The organism is Thiomicrospira microaerophila (genome assembly GCF_023278225.1).
In the GTDB taxonomy this organism is placed as follows: domain Bacteria; phylum Pseudomonadota; class Gammaproteobacteria; order Thiomicrospirales; family Thiomicrospiraceae; genus Thiomicrospira; species Thiomicrospira microaerophila_A.
In genome coordinates, this window is the sequence record NZ_CP070959.1 from 1,335,984 (window position 1) to 1,356,644 (window position 20,661).

A 20,661-nucleotide genomic window follows, 5' to 3' on the forward strand; every position below is an offset into this window, starting at 1 on the left:
TATGTGCTTTGTTTATCACTAAATCAAAATAAAGAGGGTCACTAATGAAAACCATCACTATGCTCAAAGTCGGCTTTTTAGCCGGTATTATTGCACTTATGTCAGGTTGCGGCACCATGAAGGCGGCGGGTAATCTTGAAGAAGGCGCTTGGGGTACATTTAATGAAATCTGGGATCGCTGGGTTGAAAGCGAAGGCGATATAGGTTGGGCGGTAGTTTGGCACCGTAAAGCAGAAGAAGGTGTAGAACTCCAAGATATTCTAGATGCACTGGACAACGTAGCCATGAACACACCAGGGCTAATGGATGTTGGACAACTGCCTTTGTCACAAGAACTTAATGCGCGCGGTGTTGAATCAGGTGTAATCCACGTTGTGTCCTACTGTAACCCTGAAACTGCACGTAAAATGATTGACTTTAGCCCAGCTATGGGTGCATTTTTACCTTGCCGTGTTACCATTGTTGAGCAAGAAGATGGTCTTCACCTATACACCATGAACATGGACATGATGATTAAAATGGGTAAAAAAATGCCTGAAGAGTTAAAAGAATTAACCATGGCGGTTCGTGAAGCTATGTGGGCGATGATGGAAAAAGGCGCAACAGGCGACGTATTCTAAAACCCAGCCATAAAAAATTAAACCGCCTAAATTGATTAGGCGGTTTTTAACACACTACAATCCTCATTCTGCTATACAAAACTCAACCTCACCAACAAGCTTTAGCCTCGCTCCACACATCAAGCAGAAGTTACCTAAGCTTTTAATTTGGCATTAGGCTGAATAATATTACGGTCGCCCAGTTTTTTACGTGTCGCTGCCTGCTCTACCTTCAAAGCCAAAAAATCTTCAAAACGGTAGTTAGAACGAAAGGTCGCTTCAAACGCATTTTTTAAGGTCAACGCCATACAGTCCCCGCTAACTGATTGGGTTTATAACGCCAATAAAAAAGCCCTGACAAACGAAATTGCCAAGGCTTTTTTATAAAAACTATAAACCACTGCTCACCAGCCGCCGAAGCCAGACCGAGGATACCTCTAGTCACTGGATTGAGTTTATTATACACAAAAGCCAACACAACCAGCAAAACCATTCTTGGCTTGAGATTAGGAATTAATTGGGAAAATCTCAAGCACGCATCTTTCCAGACATTACTCAATTCATTTTTTTGAAGTTTTAGTAGATACATAACTCGAGAACCTACCTCCTAGGAGCCTGGTCAATTGATTCAAGCAACAATCTACCAAGAGGCGTAATGTCCTCACCTTGTGCTTTTATCATGCCAGTTTTTTCATCAAACTCGGGCAACTCACCTCTTTTAGGCTTTTTAAAGGTTGTTTTAATCAGCCCCAGATTTCTTAAGTGGGTTTTATGTGATTGAAAAACTGTATTTTTATCAATTTCCTCTCTGGTTGACCCAAAAGTTGCCGTAGCAGGTATTAAAACCGCTTGATGTTTCTTCCAAAAACTTTCAAATTCATCATCACGCCGGTCAAGTAGCTTTGATTTCAAAATTAAAACTTCAACATCATTAAGTTCAGACAATAAAGACATCAAACGCTTATATTCAATGTGCTCCAATTCATCTCTTGTTAGACCATTTTTAAGCATTGAAGCAATGTAATCTATACGTTCAGAAGATAATGCTCTTGAAGCAGCAATAAAGGCATCCTCCATTAAATCTATGGCGTTTTCAGAATTTAGAGATTCAGCAACTCTATGCTGCTTATCTAATTGAATTTTTGACTCCAGAGCAGTCAAAAGCGCCTCAATTCTCTGCAATCGTTTATTCGGTATCACCATGCCAATAATTTCGGCGGCTAATGGGCCTACAAAGGGAATAGCACCCAATGCCCCTTTAGCAAAAATTGAAACCAACTCATTTCTGTCTTTCATCTGCAACCTAGTCAAAAATGTTTTAATGTTGAAATTCTGCCATTCAATGCCTTTTCTAACTCAGCCAAACCTTCCGAGTTGTTCAAGTATTGGATGTAACGATGATGCTTCAAGTCAAAAGGAATATCATGTGCAGATTGAGTAATGGGGATTACGTGTTTGCCAAGCGTGTGTGCAATACCCGCCTCATAAAAAACATTTGGGTTTTTGCCTGTAAAATCACAAATAACGATATAAGACCGGAAGATAAGCGAAAAAACGTCTTGAATAATTGTTGAATGCTCCCAGATATCATCAGCTCTTGAGCATTCAAACCCTTGAATTTCAGCGGCTCTTTTAATCGAAGAATAAACCGCTGTTAATGAGTGTTCAAATGGCATCATTACTGATATTAAATTAGGCTCAATACCTGTATCTGGAATCTGAAAAACTTCAGGTGAGAACACGATTTTGCGCCCATTAACATTTGAACTTGATACACTTTCGCCAAGCGTAGCGCATCGATCAGAAATATATCTTTCAACAATTTTAAGGTTTTCATCATTTGAACCAATCATCTTCCTTAAAAAGGTTAAAGCTAAACCATCATAATCTTCATCATCCCAACTCAAACTTCTTAAAAGTCTTGGATGCTTTTCTACATCATCCAACGTATTAGTTAAAGCACCCAGTTCTCTCCAGTTGGTAGCACCAAATTCAGCTATTGCCGCATTCTTTAATTCAATTAATTTTTCACCAGACAATCGAGATTTCATATATTAAGGCCCCCTGTGTGATTATTTAGTTCTGTTTAATCTGGCTACGCTGCATGGCTTCAATGAATAATAATTCAAGACCAATTTCATCGCTTAATCCAACCATATTTTCAGGGTTCGCAAGCCACTGAGTAAAGTTCAAAGCCTCGTGCTTCCAGACATTTCGTAAATCAACTTTTTGGAGTTTTGATAAATTCATTATTGGCCTTCTTTAGGCGTTTCAGGATAAGAAGTTAATTGTGCAAGATAGGTAGGTAAAAACCACTCTCTAACTAATTCTTCATACATGCTGCTCAAGTTTGTAAGTTTATGCCAAATCACGTTTAGACAATTCTCTCTCAGAATCTCATAATCAGATTCTGGAATATTACCTGAGGTCAAATCAGAATGTAGACGTTGAATTTCATAAAAAGACCACTGCATTGGCTGCCAAAATTCATGACCATGCCAAATATCTTGATGAATACATTCTTCAACAAACTTCAAAATCATATCCAGAAATTGTCTTGGAGTTGTATCGTACTTGGGCGCCCGTAAGATTTCTGTGTGCTGATAATGAAATTTTCCAAAAGCGCCGTACATTTTCGCTCTTTTACCATAGGCTTTTAAAGCAACAAGATTATCTTCTTCATCTAAAATTTCATTTTTCAGTGGAATATAAATTGTCTTTGATTGTTTGGATTTGAAGTCAGGGTCTTCAGGAATCATGACCTTATCAATATAGTCATTTAAACAAACAAAAAATGCTCTTTCAGTCTCCACATCAACTAAAATCAACAGGACAGGTATTGCAAGCCCCATTGATTGCACAGTTAAAATTTCAGGCATCTCAAGATTAAACTTAGCCACCTCTACATCTAAATAATCATCTTTATTTTCTTGTAAATGGCCTTTCGCAACATTTCCTCGAGCATAACAACGTCTCGTTCCGTAATCGATTTTTGACGATGCTTTTAATTGCACAAAAAAGTTTTCTCCAAGAGTTTCGGCGATTGTTTGTGATTCATCGATAAAATCAAACAGTTCAACAACACAGTCAATACCATAATCTGGACCATATTCATGAACAACCCAAGCCACAGGAAGCTTTTCTCTTAAAATTTGAATGGATGCTTCCTCTTTTATTTGGTTAAGATGCCTTTGCTTTCTTCTCTGATTCATCTGAGTAAATCCTCCTGTGACCGAATCAACATTACTATTGTTGATGCAGTCATGTGAAGAACATAAGAAACAATATATTCAGGCACCTCCAGTGTTTCTGAGCCTTGACCATGGCCTCCCAGCTTATTCCTAACCGTTGGTATACTATTTTCAAGCAGAGCTTGTAGGCTCGATAATTTGGCTTGCAGAAATGATGGTACTAATTCATTTTTCAAACATACCGCTATCAGTTTTTTAGCATTATCTGCTTTTCCGTACTGCCAGTTATTTTGTTCACAAATAGATTTCATGACACTTTCAAAAGATTTTAAGCAATCAGCCAAAGCTTCTTTATGTTTTCCATGGCGATAATGCTCATAGGCACCTAAAAACTCTTCTTGCGCCCCTTCATACTCAGAGCTTTGAAGAAGCTTCAATGCTGGTTTTACTGTTTCAACATGAAGAAGCTCTGAATCAACACGAATAATTCGACCTCCATCAAACCTGTAACCAACTCCATTTTCTTTAAACCGATAATTAATTTCCTCAACCTGATTTTCAAAGTTTTGTTCATGGAAATGACCTATGAAAAGCAATCCAAGCTCAAAAATATCTAATATTTTTTCAGAATCGTTAAGTTGAAGTAAGTAATCCTGAACTTCTTTATCCGCATTGACGTTGTAGCGTGCTTTTTCGTATGGAGGGAGCTGTAAATACCCATGTTCTTTTCGAATAATTGTTCTAATTTCATTTAAAACATTGGCTGAGGCAGCGTTATAAGCTGTTCTGACGTAACCGTTAGGAAAAACTTCTTCCAAAATTAAAATAAACTGATTTTTAAGTCTGTCAGGAATTTTGTCATAGACAAACACATCATCTTGAAGCTCTTTTTCTTCTTGTTGTCGAGCAGAAAATAACTTAAATACTGCCATTAGGCTAACGCCTCCTGGGTGATGGTTTGGGCGAGTTGGGCTTGGGTGTGTTGCGCGGCTTGTAGTTGGGTTTTGATTTGATCGCACAGGGTCATGAGTTCATTCACTTTGGCGACGATTCGGCCTTGTTCGGCTAGTGGGGGAAGATACACAACAAAGTTATTCATTGAATTCAAAGAGAGGTTCTTAATCGTACTGCCGGTGGCACTAACGATTGCATAATCTTGAAAATAAGGGGCTTGTAAAACTTTGGATATGAATAACTTATCAATCTCCTCTAATAAATTAAAGTAGCAGGCACTTTTGCCAAGCATAACTTTTTCACCTGCGTAAAAACCGACTTTTCCAAGCGTACCATTTATAGAAACAAGCAGTGTTCGCTCGCAAAGCGGCTTTTTATGCTTTTCATACTCTGATTTATTTACTTTTTTTGTATCTGGTTTAATCTGAATCGCCTCTTCAATTAAGTTATTTCCATTTACAAAAAAGTAATCGCCCTTCTCATCATAACTTGGTGTGCCGTGAATACCATCACCCAAAACTGAAACTAAATCTTTTAATCTAACTGCCACCCATCCTTTCGGTAAATCAAACGGTTTTTCGGCATCGGTGATGGGTGGGAGGGGTTTGGATTTTTTGAGTTTGCCGTTTTTGATGAGTTGGGCTTTTTCGGTGGCGATTTTTTTCAGCAGTTCACTGGCGGGTTCGTCGTTGGGGTCTTGCGGCACGAGTTTGCCCATCACTGCCAGTTGCAGAATAGTTTGTTTAAGCGTGTCAATACTGTGTTCGGTGGTAAACAGCACATCAAAATGTTGTTCGATTAATAACCAGGCCTGGTGAAATCGTGTTTGCTCGGTCATTGCGAGCGAAGCGACGCAGTCTTGTTCGGTAGGCTCGGAGATTGCCGCGGCCTGCGGCCTCGCAATGACGGGCGGCGCAACCAAATTTCCCAATAGCGTTTCCACAAGGGTTTGATGGGTGTCGATATGAGTCAGCGTGTCGTTTTCTAACTGGTCGCATAACGCCATTAGCTCATCGACCTTGGCGACAATTCGTTTTTGTTCTTTTAATGGTGGAACGATAGCAATAGTGCCATTAATAATTCCTTGGTTAATAGATGATTGACCTATTGCATGCTGAGCAACGGATAAAAAATACCCAGACAGACGTTTCTGATTTAACAGTAAGTTATAAAAACTGGAATCTACAAGATCATTAAATCTCAATAGAATAAGGTTTGTTCCATGATAAAGAAGGTTCTCATCCTTTTTAATTGCAGTTTTACCAACATGCAAATCACTGTTGATGTGGGATAGAAGAATGTCTCCTAAAAGAAGCTGGTAATACTCTCGTTTATCATCTGGAATTACTTCAACAAAACCAGTTTTTTCATAATTAATTTCTGATTGCGAAATGGTTTCAATACGAGTTAGAGGAAAATCTGTTTTGAACTGTACCTGCTTCCCTGAAAAACCGTTTGATATTCGATTAAGCAAATCGCCCAACCTAACCCACTCCCACCCCTTTGGCAGTTCAAACGGTTTTTCGTCGTCGGTGATTTCTGGCAGGGGTTTGGATTTCTTGATTTTGCCGTCTTTAATCAGTTCGGCTTTTTCGGCGGCGATTTTTTTCAGCAGTTCACTGGCGGGTTCATCATTCGGGTCTTGCGGCACAAGTAAACCACGCACCGCCATTTCTAAAATCAGCTCTCGTAGTTTTTGAATGCCGAGCAAATTGATTTTGCCGCGTGTGCCACGTCCGGCGGTCGATTTGGCTTCGGTCGCTTGCGTCCAAATATCGAGGTGTTGGGTAATAAGTTTTTCTACTTGGCTCATGGTTAAGCCTTCCCTGCCAAGGCGTTGCCCAAAATCGCTTTTAGTTGATCGCGCAGTTGTTGCAACTCGGTTTGTTGCTGTTGGTAGGTTGCCAGCAGTTGTTTTGGATCGTGAATTTCGGCTTCTTCTTGGTGCGGGTTTTTAATATCGAGGTTGTAGTTACGTTCGATAATCTCATCAATGCTGACGCACCAGGCCTGGTTGGTTTCAACACGGCTGGCAAAACCGTCTGCTTCATTCCCCCACCAGTCGATTTCGGTTTGAAATTCGTCAAACTTCATCGGCTTGGTTTTGCTGTAGTTTTTTACGCCATCGGGATAAGGATGTTCGTAATACCAAACTTTTTCGGTCTTTTGCCCTTTGGTGAAAAACAGGATATTGGTTTTGATGCCGGTATAGGGGTTAAACACGCCATTGGGTAGGCGCACAATTGTATGCAGATTGCATTCGTCTAACAGCAGTTTTTTGATTTTGGTTTTGACGCCTTCACCAAATAGTGTGCCGTCGGGCAAGACCACAGCGGCGCGACCACCGTCTTTTAGCACTTCGATAATCAGTTGTAAAAACAGGTCGGCGGTTTCGCGGGTGCGGTATTCAGTGGGGAAGTTTTGTTCGATGCCGTCTTCTTCGGTGCCACCAAACGGTGGGTTGGTGATAATCACATCGGTATCAGAATCCCAACTGGACAGCGGTTTGCTGAGGGTGTTGTCGTGGCGGATCTGCACCGGCACTTCAATGCCGTGTAACAGCATATTGGTGGTGCAAAGCAGGTGTGGCAGTTGTTTTTTTTCAACACCCCAGATTTGGGTTTGCAGTTGTTGTTGGTCATCAACGGTTTTGACTTGTTTTTTAAGGTGTTCGGTGGCCGAGGCTAAGAAGCCGCCGGTGCCGCAAGCCGGGTCGAAGATTTTTTCGCCGAGTTGTGGGTTGAGGCGATTGACCATAAATTCGGTGACCGCTCGGGGCGTATAAAACTCACCAGCGTTGCCGGCGGCTTGCAGATCTTTGAGGATTTGCTCGTACATATCGCCAAACATGTGGCGTTCTTGCGAGTTTCCAAAGTCGATTTCATTGAGTTTGTTAATCACTTGGCGCAACAGCGTGCCGTTTTTCATGTAGTTAAAGGCATCGCTAAAGGCTTCTTTCACCACAAAGCCGCGTGGGTTGGTGTCCATCGGTGCGGTGAGGTCTTTTAGCGTGGGGAATAAATCGCCGTTGATAAAGTCGAGTAACGCATCGCCGGTTAAACCGTCGGCATCCGCCGCCCAGTTGCGCCAAAGGTATTGTTGCGGAATTGGGGTTTGGTAGTTGTCGAGTTCGAATTCCAACTCTTCTTCTTGCGCGTCGAAAATTTTGAGGAATAACAGCCAAGAAAGCTGACCGAGACGCTGGGCATCGCCGTCCACGCCCGCGTCTTTGCGCATAATGTCTTGAATGGATTTGATTACAGTGGATATGGACATGGTTAATTCTTATTAGGTTTAGTAAAAAAATTGTAGATGTAAATGAAAGTGTTTAGAAGGTATCTTGTAATGGCTGAGGTTGTCGGCATACCAATGAGTTTTTCAGCAATCGCAGGAGATTTTTTATAATAAAAGGCAATAAAACTCCTTCCCCACGCATATTTTTTGAGGCATCCATCTCTAAAATTTCGTAAAACTAAAACTTGTGGATGACTATAATCTTTATAAACAGCTGTAGCTATGAAACAACCCTCACTAAAGTCTTTAACTTTGCCTCCACAATATGGACAGAAGCTCGCTTCAGGTCGCCCTTGGTAAAAATTTATCCTTGGTATCATTTTCATGTGACAGTGCGGACATGATATTTTTCCATCACTCACTGCTTTTTGAAGAGCAAGTTTTTGTTTAGCACTATGGATACATAAAACATCTATCGCTTGTAAGCCTTTTTTACCGAGCTCTGTATCAAACTCTACAGAGTCATTTGTTTCTGGTAAAGCAGCACCTTCCCAGTTTTTAATATGAAAGTAAATATCTTTATCATGCTCATCAGTATTGATAAACCCAAAGCCTTTTTTCTTGTTATAGAACTTAATAGTTCCCCTCATAAGTGCTCCCAAAATATAACTGCTATACTCTATATAATTGTTCTTCTAATTCTATCATTGCTTGTTTATATGCTTGTTTAGAGCCGAAGGCTTTTTTGACGATTTCAAGTGGTCGCCCCATTTCAGTGAATGGCGTGACTTTAAATACGTCTTTGGATTCGATTTCGCTGATACCGGTGTCGGCATATTTATCGAGCAAGGCGTTGAGCACCTGTTGCGCGGTTTCGGAATACTTAGCGAAGTAGTTGCGTTTTTTGACGTTATCAGCGCGTTCTTTTCGGGTCAGCGGTGGTTGGTCAAACGCGACATGACAAATTAGATCAAACGGGTCTAAATCTCGACTGACATCTTCTTCTAGTGCTTGCCAAATCACGCCTTGGGCTTCGAGTTCGTCAATCACCGCTTGTTTGCGGTCAGCCGATTGCCATTTTTTGATGAACTCATCCATCGAGGTGTATTGTTGTTGTACGGTTTTTTTGGTGTAGTCTTTAAAGGATTCGGTGACCAATTTGCCGTCGGCATCATAATACTGCACGCGCTCGGCGAGTTTTTTAACGGTGACACCGGCGACATGGTATTTGATAAAGGGTTGTTTTTCACCGCCGAGTTCACCACCGGTATCGGTTTCATTGCCTTGCCATGAATCATCTGAACTCGAACCGGTTTGATATTCACCTTCCGGCTCATGGATTACGCCATCTTCATTTTCGTTGTTTGTAGCATTCAGTTCGTCTACAAACTCGGGATTATCTTCATCAATAATAACACCAGGCCTGGTGATCATGACTTTTTCAGGCACACCGTCAAAGCGTTCATCCGCAAACAGTTCGGTGGCTTTTTTAAAGTCGAGAATCGTAAACCAGAGTTTGCCGTAACGATCATCGATGCGTGTGCCGCGCCCGATAATTTGTTTGAATTTGGTCATCGACTGGATGCTTTGATCCAGCACCACCAGCTTACAGGTTTTCGCATCGACCCCGGTGGTCATCAGTTCCGAAGTGGTCGCAATCACTGGATAGGCTTTTTTCGGATTAATAAAATTATCGAGTTGGGCTTTACCGGCCTCGTCGTCGCCGGTGATTTTCATCACGTATTTTTCGTTTTTCTTAACTTGTTCAGGGTTGAGATTGATCAAGGCGCGGCGCATGCGTTCGGCGTGGTCGATGTCGTTACAAAACACAATGGTTTTCGCCATCGGGTCGGTGCGCTTGAGATAAGCGGTGATGGTTTCCGCGACCAATTGTGTGCGTTCGTCGATCACCAAATTGCGGTCGAAGTCTTTGGCGTTGTAGATGCGGTCGGGAATGACTTCGCCGTGCTTATCCACTTGGCCTTTGGTCGGTCGCCAACCCAGCGCATCGACATCTAAATCCACCCGCACCACTTTGTAAGGCGCAAGAAAGCCGTCCTCTATGCCTTGTTTAAGCGAATAGCTGTAAACCGGCTCGCCAAAATAGTCGATATTCGATACCTCATCGGTTTCTTTTGGGGTGGCTGTGAGTCCGATTTGGGTGGCTGAATTGAAATATTCTAATATCTCTCGCCAAGCGGAATCTTCCGCCGCACTGCCGCGATGACATTCATCGATTACAATCAGATCAAAGAAGTCCCGCGATACCTGTTTGTAAGCTTTTTGTGATTCTTCAGGCCCTGTGAGAGCTTGATACAAGCCAAGATGAATTTCATAGGCGGGATCAACGGTGCGCTTTTCCACTTTGGTCATGGCGGTATCAAAGGGTTGAAAGTCATTAATGCGGGTTTGATCCACCAAGACGTTACGATCCGCTAAAAACAAAATCCGTTTTTTGGTTTTAGATTTCCATAAGCGCCAAATAATTTGAAACGCGGTATAGGTTTTGCCGGTGCCGGTTGCCATCACCAATAAAATTCGGTTTTGTCCGGCGGAAATCGCTTCGATGGTTTTGTTAATCGCTTGCAGCTGATAATAACGCGGCGATTTGCCGGTGCCGTCATCATGATAAGGTTGAGTGATGATTGGCAGTTGAGCTTCAGTGTAGCCTTTCCAGGCGCAATACTTTTGCCACAGGATTTCTGGTGTTGGGAAATCTTCGAGACTGAGTTCGGTTTCAATCACACCGCTAGAAGTTTTATCGTGAAAAATAAAGCCATCGCCATTGCTGGCAAACACAAACGGCACATCAAGCAGGCCTGCATAATCCAGTGCTTGTTGCATACCTTTACCAATTTCGTGTTTATTGGCTTTGGCTTCGATGACGGCTAAAGGCAGATTGGGCTTGTAATACAGAACAATGTCGGCGGATTTAACAGTTTTACGCGCCGCAACTTGCCCGCGCACCACCACCTTACCATCACGCAGTTTCACTTCTTGACGAATTTGCGTCAGATTATCCCAGCCATTCTGAATCACGGCGGGTAATATGAATTTGGTGATGATGTCAGTTTCTGTCAAAACAGCTTTGTTAGTTGTGCTTATTACCACGATAGACCCACCCAACCTCAGTAAAACAATGAGTAAAATTCATCATTCTACAAGGATTTATAAAAAGGTCTAGATTAATAGCAGGCTTTGCGGCAAGAAGCTTTGATATACCAGTAAGGAGTGCAACAAGAACTGCAACTAAAGTGCATACCAAAAAAATTATACGAATATGGAAATAATAGAAAACAAAGCAATATATTAGTGAAATTTTAAGGAAATCATATAGATAAGATGGTGCCCAGGGCCGGAGTCGAACCGGCACGGGGTTTCCCCCGAGGGATTTTAAGTCCCTTGCGTCTACCAATTTCGCCACCTGGGCAGATGACTTGCTTTGCAGCATGTTTTGAAGCTGTTGTGGCTATGGAGGCTGAGCCCGGAATCGAACCGAGATCCACGGATTTGCAATCCGCTGTATAGCCATTCTACCACTCAGCCATTTTTGGAGCGGGAAACGAGACTCGAACTCGCGACCCCAACCTTGGCAAGGTTGTGCTCTACCAACTGAGCTATTCCCGCGCTGTTGGATGCGTATTATAGGGTTTAGCTTGTAAAGGTCAAGCACTATTTGATGCTGTTATTCATTTAATTTTAATTTTTTTGTAAAAGAGGAGACTTTAAAGGCTTAAGTCATTGTTTTCCATGCTGAGAAGGCATACTGAACCAATGACCAAAGCGTTAATACCGTTGCAATAACGAGCATCACTAAGCCAATTTCAACCCAAGGAACACCAAATAATTGACCACCATAAATCAACAATGCTAGCGCTATAAGCTGAAAAGTGGTTTTATATTTGCCAATCTTTGATACCGCCACCACATCACTCTTATTATGCTCGGCCATCCACTCACGCAATGCCGACACGGCCATTTCACGCATAATAATAATGATAGCTGCCAGAGTGACAATCCAATGTTGGTAATCAACCGCGACTACAATCAAGGCAACTGCAACAATCAATTTATCTGCCACCGGGTCTAAAAATGCGCCAAAGCGACTGGTTGCATTAAATCGCCTAGCTAGATAACCATCTAGCCAATCGGTCATCGCGGCAAACACGAAAATAAGCATCGCAACAAAGCTGGAATAGGTAAATGGTAAATAATACACCAGCACAAAAACCGGAATTAAAAACACTCTTGCCCAAGTCATAGCCATAGGCAATTGTTGCAGGGTCATCATTTTAATTTAACTCAATTTATAATAATTTTTGAATTCTACCACTTATCTTTGCAGATTAAACTGTCAATTTAGTCGCTCCAGCAAATCTCATCGCCAAGCCTAATAACGACCGATTCGATTTTTAGTCGCTGATGCAAGTCAGGGGCATAGCATAGATTTTGCCCAAACAAAACCCCAGCCTCAGCCTGACGGTAAGCTAAAGCACGGCTGACTTCAGTTTGCTTCAGCGCGGTTTTAGGGTCTAAACTAGGGATAGCACAACGAGAACAAGGCTTAGCCAGTATAAATCTTTTTGAACCAATCCTAAGCTGCTGATGGCGATCTTCATCAAACGCTTGGCAGCCACTGACCACCAAATTAGGACGAAAGCGAATCATCTCAATCGGTTTGCTTAAGCGCTGATTGAGATCATCCAGCGAAGCTTGGCTGGTTAATAACAACGGAAAGCCGTCGGCAAACGCCACTTGCTCACCGACTTTAGCATAATTTAAATCAATCTGACGCTGCCCAGAATCTGGAAACCAAACCAAACGCACCGCCTGACCGAGAAAATCAGAAAACCATTGATGCACCGTAAAATCTGCCAACCAAGCTTGGCAGCTATCTTGCCAAATCCCAACCTCAACCACGGAAGCTTGATTGGGGAGTTGAATCGCCAAATCCTTAAAACCAGGCGCACTCACTACCAGGCCTGGTGGTATATTTAAACCCTCAGCCTGTTGAGTTTTAACTCGAATGAGACCCATCTTGGGGTGCTGTCGCTGCGTGACCATTCGGTTATATTGATCAATCAACATCCAACGCCGATCACCTTGAAGCCCAAACGGATCGAGTTCTGTTTGATCGAGCGATTCACCACCACAGGACTTGATGGGGTAACGCCAAATCTCAGATAACCACATCATCTAGGCTTAACACATTGCGCTAACAAGGCCTGCATTACCATCAACCCTTTATCGCGCGCAAGCTTGATATTTGTGTCGGGAATCGAATCCGGATCAGGATGATGTTTTAACGCCTGTTCTAAACTGGCCTCACGAATAAGATGCAACATTGGAAACGGCGAACGATTGGTATAGTTGGCGGGATCATCTTGCTGGGCGTCAGCAAAACAATAATCCGGATGAAAACTGGCGACTTGATACACCCCTTCATAGCCCTCCTGCACCAGCAAACTTTGCGCCCAGTCGGCTAAATCCAAGTAATCAAAAAACCCTTCAAAACCATAAGGTATGATTAATAAGGTGGTTTCGATATTGGGTTGATCATCTAAGCGCTGCAGCTCATCAAGCAAGGCTTGCAATACCTGTTCAGTTTCACTCGTGTCCACCACCGCATAATGCACCCGCCCCGCATCCACTTCACGTTTCGCAAACGGGCAAAAATTTAGCCCGACCACCACCTCCGACACCCAACAACGAGTCGGCTCAATAAATGTTTCAAATGTTTTTGTCGTCACCTTATTCTCCATGATAAAAATCGTAAATACGTTGGGCTATTTTTTGACTGACGCCGGGCACTTTGCTTAGCTCGGATGCAGCAGCATTTTTAACCTGCTCTAAGCCGCCAAAGTGCGTCAGCAAAGCTTTTCGGGTTTTTGGCCCCACGCCTTCAATCTGTTCGAGTGTTGAACGGGTTTGGGCTTTTTGGCGACGCGCTCGGTGACCGGTAATCGCAAATCGATGGGCTTCGTCACGAATATAGTTAATTAAATGCAATGCAATATCATCCGCCTCAAGATCAATCCCTTCATCGTTGGTTGGGGTATAAAGTATTTCCAAACCGGCTTTGCGACCTTCGCCTTTAGCGACTGAAACCAAAGGAATCGACTCTAAATCAAGGCTTTTTAATACCTCAATCGCTTGGTTGAGCTGTCCCTTGCCACCATCTACAATCAACAAATCCGGCAAGACCGCCTGCTCGTTTTTCAAGCGTTGATAACGGCGCATCAGGGCTTGGTGCATCGCCGCATAATCATCGCCCCCGGTAATGCCTTCAATATTAAACTTGCGATATTGCTGGGTTACCGGCACCCCATCGACAAACACCACACAACTGGCGACGGTTTGTTGGCCCATGGTATGACTGATATCAAAACATTCCATCCGCGTCGGTGGTTTCGCCAGCATCAAGGCTTCTTGCAAGGCATACACGCGATCCTGCTGACTCGATTTTTGAGTGATGTGCTGTTTTAAAGCGGTTTCGCCATTGGTAAGCGCCAGTTGCACCAAGCCTTTTGCCGTGGTTTGCATGGCTTGTTTAATCTCAACCTTTTGGCCTTTTTTGTCGGCTAACCACTCCTGTAACCAGGCCTGGTCATCGGGCAGCGGATCCGTGAGCAGTGTTTTGGGAATAGGATGGCTTTCATAATGCTGGGTGATAAAAGCACTTAAAACCTGATTTAAACTTGCCGCCTGATTTTTGGGAAAATAGTTTTCGCTGCCCCACAAGTGACCGCCTCGATACAGCATCAAGGTCACACAACAATGCCCCGCTTGTTCCGTCGCCACCACGACATCCAAATCCTGCGAGCCAGGCTGGTTAATTAAATGCTGACTCTGGATGGTGCGTAACGCTGAAATACGGTCACGCATGATCGCCGCCTGTTCAAATTCAAGTTGCTCGGCCGCCTGTTCCATTTTATGCCCAAGTTCTTCGATCACTTCAAAACTTTTACCTTCAAGAAACTTAATCGTCAGCGCGACATCTTGCGCATAGTCTTGTTGCGAAATCAAACCCACACAGGGCCCCGAGCAACGTTTAATTTGATATTGCAAACAAGGTCGTGACCGATGCTTAAACACACTTTCCGCACACTGACGCACCGGAAAAATCTTTTGCAAAGCCTGAAGGGTTTGATGCACCGCACCCGCATTAGGAAAAGGGCCAAAATAACGACCCACTCGCCGCTTGGCACCGCGATGAAAACTGAGCGCTGGATAGGTTTTTCCGGTAGAAACAAATAAATAAGGATAAGATTTATCATCTCGAAACAACACGTTATACCGCGGATTTAAGCGCTTTATCAGCGTGTTTTCTAAAATCAACGCCTCTGACTCGGTATCGGTGACCGTCACTTCAATCCGCACCACCTGCTCAACCATCGCTTGGGTTTTAATCGCCTGCTGTTTGACAAAATAGCTCGACACTCGGCGCTTAAGGTTTTTTGCCTTACCGACATAGATCACTTCATCAGACTGGTTTATCATCCGATAAACCCCTGGACGCTCGGTTAAACTGGCGAGAAACGCCTTAATATCAAATTCAGACACCTAATTCCTGCAACATTCAATTTTTAAAACCAGTTAAAATGTGCTCACTATTATAAATCCTTAGGAAACATTAAATGGAACAATACAACCCTTGGACCGAAAACCAAATGGTCGATGCCCCCGCCAAAAATCCAAAACAGCCTGCCGCACTGGATCGTCTCGCCGATGCCGCCGATGCTTATGTCAAACAGGAACGCTGGTCACGTCGTTGGACTAATGTGCTAAAAGCGATGGTGGTGATTTACATTTTAGTTTCAATAGTCATGCTAGCCGGGTTTTTTAGCTCAAATGAAAAGGAATCGCTCGGGGTCAGCCATGCTGCAGTGATTAAAATTAACGGTGCCATTATGGCAGGCGGACGGACCAGCGCGGAAGCAATCAATCCGTTATTACGGGAGGCGTTCGAGTCCTCAAGTGCTAAAGCCGTGGTTCTCTATATGAACTCCCCCGGAGGCAGTCCCGTTCAATCAGCATTAATTAATGACGAAATAACAAGACTCAAAACATTGCATGACAAACCGGTTTATGTGGTTGCTGAGGATATCTGTGCATCAGGCTGTTACTATATTGCGGCAGCGGCAGATAAAATTTTTGCCAATAAAGGCTCAATCATAGGCTCAATCGGTGTGCGTTTTGATAGCTTTGGTTTTACTGATTTAATGGATAAGGTCGGCATCGAAAATCGATCGATGACCGCCGGAGAATACAAAAGCTTTATTAACCCGTTTGGAGCTGAAGATCCAGAAGCAAAAAAGTTCTTTCAACAACGTATCTTAGAGCGTACTCACCAACAATTTATTGAAGTAGTTCGTCGTGGTCGTGGCGATCGTTTAAACGAGGTTGAAGGCGTATTTTCAGGCCTGGTTTGGCTGGGTGACGAAGCAATAGAAATAGGCTTAATTGATGGTCTGGGTGATTTGGGGAGTGTTGTCCGTGATGAGATTGGACTAACACGGATTCGAGAGTATGAACAAAAAAGATCATTTATTGAACATATTATGGGTGATTTAGTTTCTGAAACGGCTTTACGCTTGAGCCAATCCTTGACAGGATTGAAGTAATAATACTATCTATTGCAAGCTTATTTGTGGCTTGCAATAGACTCACAAAAACTATGTCAGACTTTTATATCTAAAAGCGTCCCAATCATATCGTCTGCTGTCTTTAATGCCTTAGCATTCACCTCAACCAGTTGGGCATCCATCTTATGCTGTACCAATGCTTGAGCTTTGTCAGGATAATCAGGATTGGCTAATTTGGCACTGGTTTGAGTCAAATTGTTAAAACCGGTTTGCATGCCAGCGTAGGCATTTGTCATCGCAACTGAAGAAATCATAACCCCTCCTTAAAATATAATTTCTATTCTATAGGATCATTACTCAATAACCAAAAACTAAATTATCGCCTATTAGCTAAATGGGGCGTCTCTTCATCTTTTTTAACAAAAGGGTCACGCGCTAAAATATATTCTATAAAAATAGGTTGCAATGGATCACTGCCTCTGTGATCCAATCGAATCGTTAATTGGTCGTTTTGCCAAGTATAACTGGGATAACTCAAACCACCCTCTCTTCCTTTTCTTTGAGTTTGCTGAGGTTGCCCGAGTTCAGTTAGCATCAATCGGGCAATATCTTGTGTGCCGATATCACGATATTGATTCACCAAATGAAGGCCATTGCGACGGTATAAGCGTTTGACCGAAATAATTTGGCCATTTGCATCATATCTAAACACAATATAGTAGCTATCTTTCAACTGTGAAACCGGAAAAAACTTATCCATGTTAGGATGAGAAAAAGTAGCACGTTCTTGACGAAATCCGCCTAGATCATTGAGGTGTTGACGAACACTGGCTTTATCTGCTTCAAACAAATCCAATCCTAAAAATGTGACCTTATCAAGAGGTTCGGCTTGTAAGCAAGCACTGTGAATTGGCAACAGCATCAATAAAAACCATAATAAACGTGATCGCATCATGCTTCCCCAGCCTAAAATATGTTCTTATTATATCGACCGCTACAGATATTCTTTAAGATTTGGTAATTCGGATCTCATTTCAATCACGCAATACTGCTCAGCTTCATTAGGCGGTTCAAAACTCTTCAATTGCTGCTTCATAACCAGCGCATCAGCATCCGAGGGGTCTTTGTTTTCCTCCATTCTCTTCGCGATAAATGACTCGGCTAATGCAGGATTAGGCTGGATCGAAACCACAAGTGACTGGCAGTTTAAATCCTCTGCAAGCTTAATAAATCTTTGTCGGTGGCTTTGTTTTAAAAAGGTTGCATCCGCTACTACACTCAGACCCGCTTGCAGTGCTGATTGGCAAGCCTTGTGTAACTGATCGTAGGTTGCCTGATTCATAACCGTACTATAAAGATTTTTTTTCTGCTGCGCTGATACTCGTTGATACACATTAATTCCAAACAAGCGCTTACGCTCTCGATCTGAACTGACCACCAGCGCACCGGTTTGCCGATGAATTTGTTGCGCATAATAGCTTTTACCCGATCCCGATACACCCTGCATAATATAAAGCACTGGCGTTTCGTTCATCAAGTAGGCGTAAGACTCCGCCAAGTCAATATACCGCATTAAACTGACCATACAATCATTGGCTTCATTTGATAATGGATCGAGCTGTAAATAACGGAGCCCAGTTATCTTAGCTCTCACTAGCGCACGATAGGTCTGATAAAATCGCAGCAATACCAGGCCTGCGTAGTCACCGTTTAGTTGTAAGTAACGGTGCAGAATGGTTTTTGCCAACATCGGCTTCTGTCGATAATCTAAATCAATTAACAAAAAGGCCAAATCACTCAGCGTATCAATCCAACGGAATTGATCGTTAAACTCAATCCCATCAAACAACAAGGGTTTCTGTTGATAAAGGGTGATATTGTCCAAATGTAAATCACCATGACACGCGCGGACATGGCCCTTTTGTTGACGAGCGTCAATGAGTGGAGTTAAAAGCGCGTGCTGATTGACGGTCCATAACTCAAGCTGCTTTAAACGGGTCAATACTTGATCAACATCTATCGTTGGATTTGATGACATTGTTGTTTCAAATAAAGCATAAAGCGAAGGAAAGTTATCCGTCATAGGTTGTAAAACACACTCGGACGAACCTAAAAAACTCCCTGGCTCAATCGGCTCAGCAATCTGATGTAATTGTGCTATCGCAACCACCAAATCATCGACCTGCTGATCAGTTAATGAGTGATGTTGTAAATATCGACTTAATACACAATTGGGATCAAATTGATGCATCTTGACGAGATAATCGACCGCAACCAGGCCTGGTTGCTCAACAAAACTAAATTGTGTATTTTCAGGCGGATTACCATAAACAGTCACCACCTGATGATAAATTTGGGGCGCAGTACGCTGATTTAAAGTTAATTCTAATTGACAGAATTTTTCCCGCTGCCCGGGCGTTGAAAAATCTAAAAAACCAAAATTTACCGGCTTTTTCAATTTATAAACCCAATTCCCGGTTAAAAAAACGGCTGAAATATGGGTTTCGATAACATGAACCGATTCAACCAAATGGGGATAGTTTTGCGGCTGAGTCAGCCAAGTTTGAAGTGCAGAGCATGTCATGGTTGAAAACCCTCAGACCGAGCGACCTTGTCACGCTGCCAATGCTGGATAGCCCACTGCCAAATTTCACCCACCTCGGCAGCGGCCAAGTCATCAGGCGGAGATTGATTCAGAAACTTAAGCATTAGAATTAGATTTTCCTTCAGATTTTGCTTTGTGATTGGTGGACTGTTTGCAGATTTACTATACTTAATTTTTTGAGGGTTAAACACCAGGGGGTGATGACCATATTGAAGCGTAACTCCAGACAAGGCTTTGGTCAGCTCGATTTGAGCAAAGGTGCTCTGGATAAGGTCATAACCGCGAATAACATGGGTAACACCCTGATTTAAATCATCTACCGCACAGACAAGATGATAGGCAAAAAAACCATCACTTCGCTTGAGAATAAAATCCCCTAACTCTGCTTTAGTATCAAGCTGCTGTTGACCTTGAAAGATATCAACAAACATAAGACAGGCATCAGAAAGTTTAAAACGTTCCGAATTCTGAGCTGTAAAGCGCTGATTTTTTTGTCGACAAAATCCATCATAAACCGTTGTATTACAACGCTGCAGCACTTGTTTACGACTGCATGAGCAGGCGTAGGTTAGGTGTTTTGAACGTAACAAATCTAAAGCTGCATGATAGCTTTGCAGTCGATCCGATTGATAAACAACCTCACCATCCCACTCAAAGCCATAATCAACAAGTTGCTCCAGAATTTGATTGGATGCACCAGGCACTACACGTGGCGTATCAATATCATCGACTCTAACCAGCCATTGACCACGATGAGATTTAGCATCCAAAAAACTTGCGGAAGCGGCAATCAATGATCCAAAATGCAATGGACCAGAAGGGGTCGGCGCAAAGCGCCCTACATAACCAGGCACTTAATTATTCAAGCTTAGCGAGTTATGCAATACCTTGTTTTTCGCGAATTTCTTGTTGACGCTTCATTTCAACAGTAAGCGTTGCAGTAGGCCTTGCCTCCATACGAGCTAAACCAATTTCATCGCCACTGATTTTACAATAACCATACTCACCTATCTCAATGTCTTTAAGAGATTGGTCAATCTTAGCAATCAACTTTCGCTCGCGATCACGTGTTCTTAATTCCAACGCAAACTCTTCTTCTTGCGTAGCGCGATCATTAGGGTCTGCAGGCGTTGATGAGTCAGAGCGAAGATGAACCACTGTGGACTCAGCTTCTGCCATCAACTGTTTTTTCCAGGCCAGAAGCTTTAACTTGAAGTGCTCTTTCATGCCCGGACTCATATACTCTTCACCTTCCTGAGGAACATACGCAGGATAATCTTCAATAAAAGTGCTTGACTGTTCCATCTAATTCTCCATACCAAATATTATTTTTATTCATCTAAGCCCACGTTTAAAAGGTGGTTCTAAAATCAACGGAATGTTATAGCAGTTTTTGTTTTAGTTCACAAGATTAAGATAACTTCAAATAGGCTGTTAAAATGTAAAAACCAACACAATTTCATTAATATTCATAGGGTTATAATAGCGTTTAA

At 42.7% G+C, this 20,661-nt stretch carries 22 protein-coding genes and 3 tRNA genes; 2 read left to right on the plus strand and 23 right to left on the minus strand.

The window, feature by feature from the left end; genetic code table 11:
• The first annotated feature begins 44 nt into the window (after window positions 1-44).
• On the plus strand, window positions 45-620 hold the full coding sequence (locus JX580_RS06505) for a DUF302 domain-containing protein (RefSeq protein ID WP_248849748.1): 576 nt from the start codon (window positions 45-47) through the stop codon (window positions 618-620).
• A gap of 134 nt (window positions 621-754) precedes the next feature.
• On the opposite strand, the gene JX580_RS06510 is transcribed toward JX580_RS06505, so the two are convergent.
• The 18 genes from JX580_RS06510 to uvrC all read right to left on the minus strand — a co-directional run bounded on the left by JX580_RS06510 (window position 755) and on the right by uvrC (window position 15,541).
• Complete coding sequence (locus JX580_RS06510; RefSeq protein ID WP_248849749.1) at window positions 755-907, minus strand: hypothetical protein; 153 nt, start codon at window positions 905-907, stop codon at window positions 755-757.
• On the minus strand, window positions 898-1,188 hold the full coding sequence (locus JX580_RS06515; RefSeq protein WP_248849750.1) for a hypothetical protein: 291 nt from the start codon (window positions 1,186-1,188) through the stop codon (window positions 898-900). Before JX580_RS06515 ends, JX580_RS06510 begins: the two co-directional genes overlap by 10 nt.
• Before the next feature lie 11 nt (window positions 1,189-1,199).
• On the minus strand, window positions 1,200-1,895 hold the full coding sequence (locus JX580_RS06520; RefSeq protein ID WP_248849751.1) for a hypothetical protein: 696 nt from the start codon (window positions 1,893-1,895) through the stop codon (window positions 1,200-1,202).
• An 11-nt stretch (window positions 1,896-1,906) separates the two neighbouring features.
• Window positions 1,907-2,650, minus strand: coding sequence for a hypothetical protein (locus JX580_RS06525; protein WP_248849752.1), 744 nt, complete (start codon window positions 2,648-2,650; stop codon window positions 1,907-1,909).
• Between the two features lie 25 nt (window positions 2,651-2,675).
• The gene (locus JX580_RS06530; protein WP_248849753.1) at window positions 2,676-2,849 is read right to left on the minus strand and encodes a hypothetical protein; all 174 of its coding nucleotides are present in this window, start codon (window positions 2,847-2,849) and stop codon (window positions 2,676-2,678) included.
• The gene (locus JX580_RS06535; RefSeq protein WP_248849754.1) at window positions 2,849-3,811 is read right to left on the minus strand and encodes a DUF4365 domain-containing protein; all 963 of its coding nucleotides are present in this window, start codon (window positions 3,809-3,811) and stop codon (window positions 2,849-2,851) included. The genes JX580_RS06530 and JX580_RS06535 overlap by 1 nt, the downstream gene beginning before the upstream one ends.
• A complete protein-coding gene (locus JX580_RS06540) occupies window positions 3,808-4,722 on the minus strand; it encodes an STM4504/CBY_0614 family protein (RefSeq protein ID WP_248849755.1) in 915 nt (304 codons plus the stop codon). The genes JX580_RS06535 and JX580_RS06540 overlap by 4 nt, the downstream gene beginning before the upstream one ends.
• The gene (locus tag JX580_RS06545) at window positions 4,722-6,557 is read right to left on the minus strand and encodes a restriction endonuclease subunit S (RefSeq protein WP_248849756.1); all 1,836 of its coding nucleotides are present in this window, start codon (window positions 6,555-6,557) and stop codon (window positions 4,722-4,724) included. The genes JX580_RS06540 and JX580_RS06545 overlap by 1 nt, the downstream gene beginning before the upstream one ends.
• Window positions 6,558-6,559: 2 nt before the next feature.
• The gene (locus JX580_RS06550) at window positions 6,560-8,020 is read right to left on the minus strand and encodes an N-6 DNA methylase (RefSeq protein WP_248849757.1); all 1,461 of its coding nucleotides are present in this window, start codon (window positions 8,018-8,020) and stop codon (window positions 6,560-6,562) included.
• 2 nt (window positions 8,021-8,022) lie between these two features.
• Window positions 8,023-8,628, minus strand: coding sequence for a cold shock domain-containing protein (locus tag JX580_RS06555; RefSeq protein WP_248849758.1), 606 nt, complete (start codon window positions 8,626-8,628; stop codon window positions 8,023-8,025).
• 22 nt (window positions 8,629-8,650) lie between these two features.
• On the minus strand, window positions 8,651-11,089 hold the full coding sequence (gene hsdR / locus JX580_RS06560) for an EcoAI/FtnUII family type I restriction enzme subunit R (RefSeq protein ID WP_248849759.1): 2,439 nt from the start codon (window positions 11,087-11,089) through the stop codon (window positions 8,651-8,653).
• A 232-nt stretch (window positions 11,090-11,321) separates the two neighbouring features.
• A tRNA-Leu gene (locus JX580_RS06565) sits at window positions 11,322-11,408 on the minus strand.
• 42 nt (window positions 11,409-11,450) lie between these two features.
• Window positions 11,451-11,524, minus strand: a tRNA-Cys gene (locus JX580_RS06570).
• Window positions 11,525-11,529: 5 nt separating this feature from the next.
• Window positions 11,530-11,605, minus strand: a tRNA-Gly gene (locus JX580_RS06575).
• A 106-nt stretch (window positions 11,606-11,711) separates the two neighbouring features.
• On the minus strand, window positions 11,712-12,269 hold the full coding sequence (gene pgsA / locus JX580_RS06580) for a CDP-diacylglycerol--glycerol-3-phosphate 3-phosphatidyltransferase (protein ID WP_349251681.1): 558 nt from the start codon (window positions 12,267-12,269) through the stop codon (window positions 11,712-11,714).
• A gap of 68 nt (window positions 12,270-12,337) precedes the next feature.
• Window positions 12,338-13,174, minus strand: coding sequence for an MOSC domain-containing protein (locus JX580_RS06585; RefSeq protein ID WP_248849760.1), 837 nt, complete (start codon window positions 13,172-13,174; stop codon window positions 12,338-12,340).
• Window positions 13,171-13,728, minus strand: coding sequence for a DUF1415 domain-containing protein (locus JX580_RS06590; protein ID WP_248849761.1), 558 nt, complete (start codon window positions 13,726-13,728; stop codon window positions 13,171-13,173). Before JX580_RS06590 ends, JX580_RS06585 begins: the two co-directional genes overlap by 4 nt.
• Window position 13,729: 1 nt before the next feature.
• Window positions 13,730-15,541, minus strand: a complete 1,812-nt coding sequence (gene uvrC, locus JX580_RS06595) for an excinuclease ABC subunit UvrC (RefSeq protein ID WP_248849762.1) — start codon at window positions 15,539-15,541, stop codon at window positions 13,730-13,732.
• Window positions 15,542-15,615: 74 nt separating this feature from the next.
• On the opposite strand from uvrC, the gene sppA reads away from it, so the two are divergent.
• Window positions 15,616-16,602 (plus strand): signal peptide peptidase SppA, encoded by a 987-nt coding sequence (gene sppA / locus JX580_RS06600; RefSeq protein WP_248849763.1) that lies wholly within the window; start codon window positions 15,616-15,618, stop codon window positions 16,600-16,602.
• Window positions 16,603-16,658: 56 nt separating this feature from the next.
• Here the strand turns inward: sppA and JX580_RS06605 are convergent, their stop codons facing one another.
• The 5 genes from JX580_RS06605 to dksA form a co-directional block, all read right to left on the minus strand.
• A complete protein-coding gene (locus tag JX580_RS06605; protein ID WP_248849764.1) occupies window positions 16,659-16,877 on the minus strand; it encodes a hypothetical protein in 219 nt (72 codons plus the stop codon).
• 62 nt (window positions 16,878-16,939) lie between these two features.
• Complete coding sequence (locus JX580_RS06610; protein WP_248849765.1) at window positions 16,940-17,518, minus strand: hypothetical protein; 579 nt, start codon at window positions 17,516-17,518, stop codon at window positions 16,940-16,942.
• A 39-nt stretch (window positions 17,519-17,557) separates the two neighbouring features.
• Window positions 17,558-19,147 carry an AAA family ATPase gene (locus tag JX580_RS06615; RefSeq protein ID WP_248849766.1) on the minus strand — a complete coding sequence of 530 codons (1,590 nt, stop codon included), beginning with the start codon at window positions 19,145-19,147 and terminating at the stop codon, window positions 17,558-17,560.
• Window positions 19,144-20,022, minus strand: coding sequence for a tRNA glutamyl-Q(34) synthetase GluQRS (gluQRS, locus tag JX580_RS06620; protein ID WP_248849767.1), 879 nt, complete (start codon window positions 20,020-20,022; stop codon window positions 19,144-19,146). Before gluQRS ends, JX580_RS06615 begins: the two co-directional genes overlap by 4 nt.
• Window positions 20,023-20,044: 22 nt before the next feature.
• Window positions 20,045-20,473, minus strand: coding sequence for an RNA polymerase-binding protein DksA (gene dksA / locus JX580_RS06625; protein WP_248849768.1), 429 nt, complete (start codon window positions 20,471-20,473; stop codon window positions 20,045-20,047).
• Window positions 20,474-20,661 lie beyond the last annotated feature (188 nt).

Bases quoted from the DNA above. Each gene is read 5' to 3' on its own strand.
- JX580_RS06550 (WP_248849757.1), bottom strand. From the start codon at position 8,020: ATGTCCATATCCACTGTAATCAAATCCATTCAAGACATTATGCGCAAA.
- JX580_RS06510 (WP_248849749.1), bottom strand. From the start codon at position 907: ATGGCGTTGACCTTAAAAAATGCGTTTGAAGCGACCTTTCGTTCTAAC.
- JX580_RS06525 (WP_248849752.1), bottom strand. From the start codon at position 2,650: ATGAAATCTCGATTGTCTGGTGAAAAATTAATTGAATTAAAGAATGCG.
- JX580_RS06605 (WP_248849764.1), bottom strand. From the start codon at position 16,877: ATGATTTCTTCAGTTGCGATGACAAATGCCTACGCTGGCATGCAAACC.
- JX580_RS06505 (WP_248849748.1), top strand. From the start codon at position 45: ATGAAAACCATCACTATGCTCAAAGTCGGCTTTTTAGCCGGTATTATT.
- JX580_RS06585 (WP_248849760.1), bottom strand. From the start codon at position 13,174: ATGATGTGGTTATCTGAGATTTGGCGTTACCCCATCAAGTCCTGTGGT.
- JX580_RS06545 (WP_248849756.1), bottom strand. From the start codon at position 6,557: ATGAGCCAAGTAGAAAAACTTATTACCCAACACCTCGATATTTGGACG.
- dksA (WP_248849768.1), bottom strand. From the start codon at position 20,473: ATGGAACAGTCAAGCACTTTTATTGAAGATTATCCTGCGTATGTTCCT.
- sppA (WP_248849763.1), top strand. From the start codon at position 15,616: ATGGAACAATACAACCCTTGGACCGAAAACCAAATGGTCGATGCCCCC.
- JX580_RS06520 (WP_248849751.1), bottom strand. From the start codon at position 1,895: ATGAAAGACAGAAATGAGTTGGTTTCAATTTTTGCTAAAGGGGCATTG.
- JX580_RS06615 (WP_248849766.1), bottom strand. From the start codon at position 19,147: ATGACATGCTCTGCACTTCAAACTTGGCTGACTCAGCCGCAAAACTAT.
- JX580_RS06555 (WP_248849758.1), bottom strand. From the start codon at position 8,628: ATGAGGGGAACTATTAAGTTCTATAACAAGAAAAAAGGCTTTGGGTTT.
- pgsA (WP_349251681.1), bottom strand. From the start codon at position 12,269: ATGATGACCCTGCAACAATTGCCTATGGCTATGACTTGGGCAAGAGTG.
- JX580_RS06530 (WP_248849753.1), bottom strand. From the start codon at position 2,849: ATGAATTTATCAAAACTCCAAAAAGTTGATTTACGAAATGTCTGGAAG.
- JX580_RS06610 (WP_248849765.1), bottom strand. From the start codon at position 17,518: ATGATGCGATCACGTTTATTATGGTTTTTATTGATGCTGTTGCCAATT.
- JX580_RS06515 (WP_248849750.1), bottom strand. From the start codon at position 1,188: ATGTATCTACTAAAACTTCAAAAAAATGAATTGAGTAATGTCTGGAAA.
- JX580_RS06535 (WP_248849754.1), bottom strand. From the start codon at position 3,811: ATGAATCAGAGAAGAAAGCAAAGGCATCTTAACCAAATAAAAGAGGAA.
- JX580_RS06540 (WP_248849755.1), bottom strand. From the start codon at position 4,722: ATGGCAGTATTTAAGTTATTTTCTGCTCGACAACAAGAAGAAAAAGAG.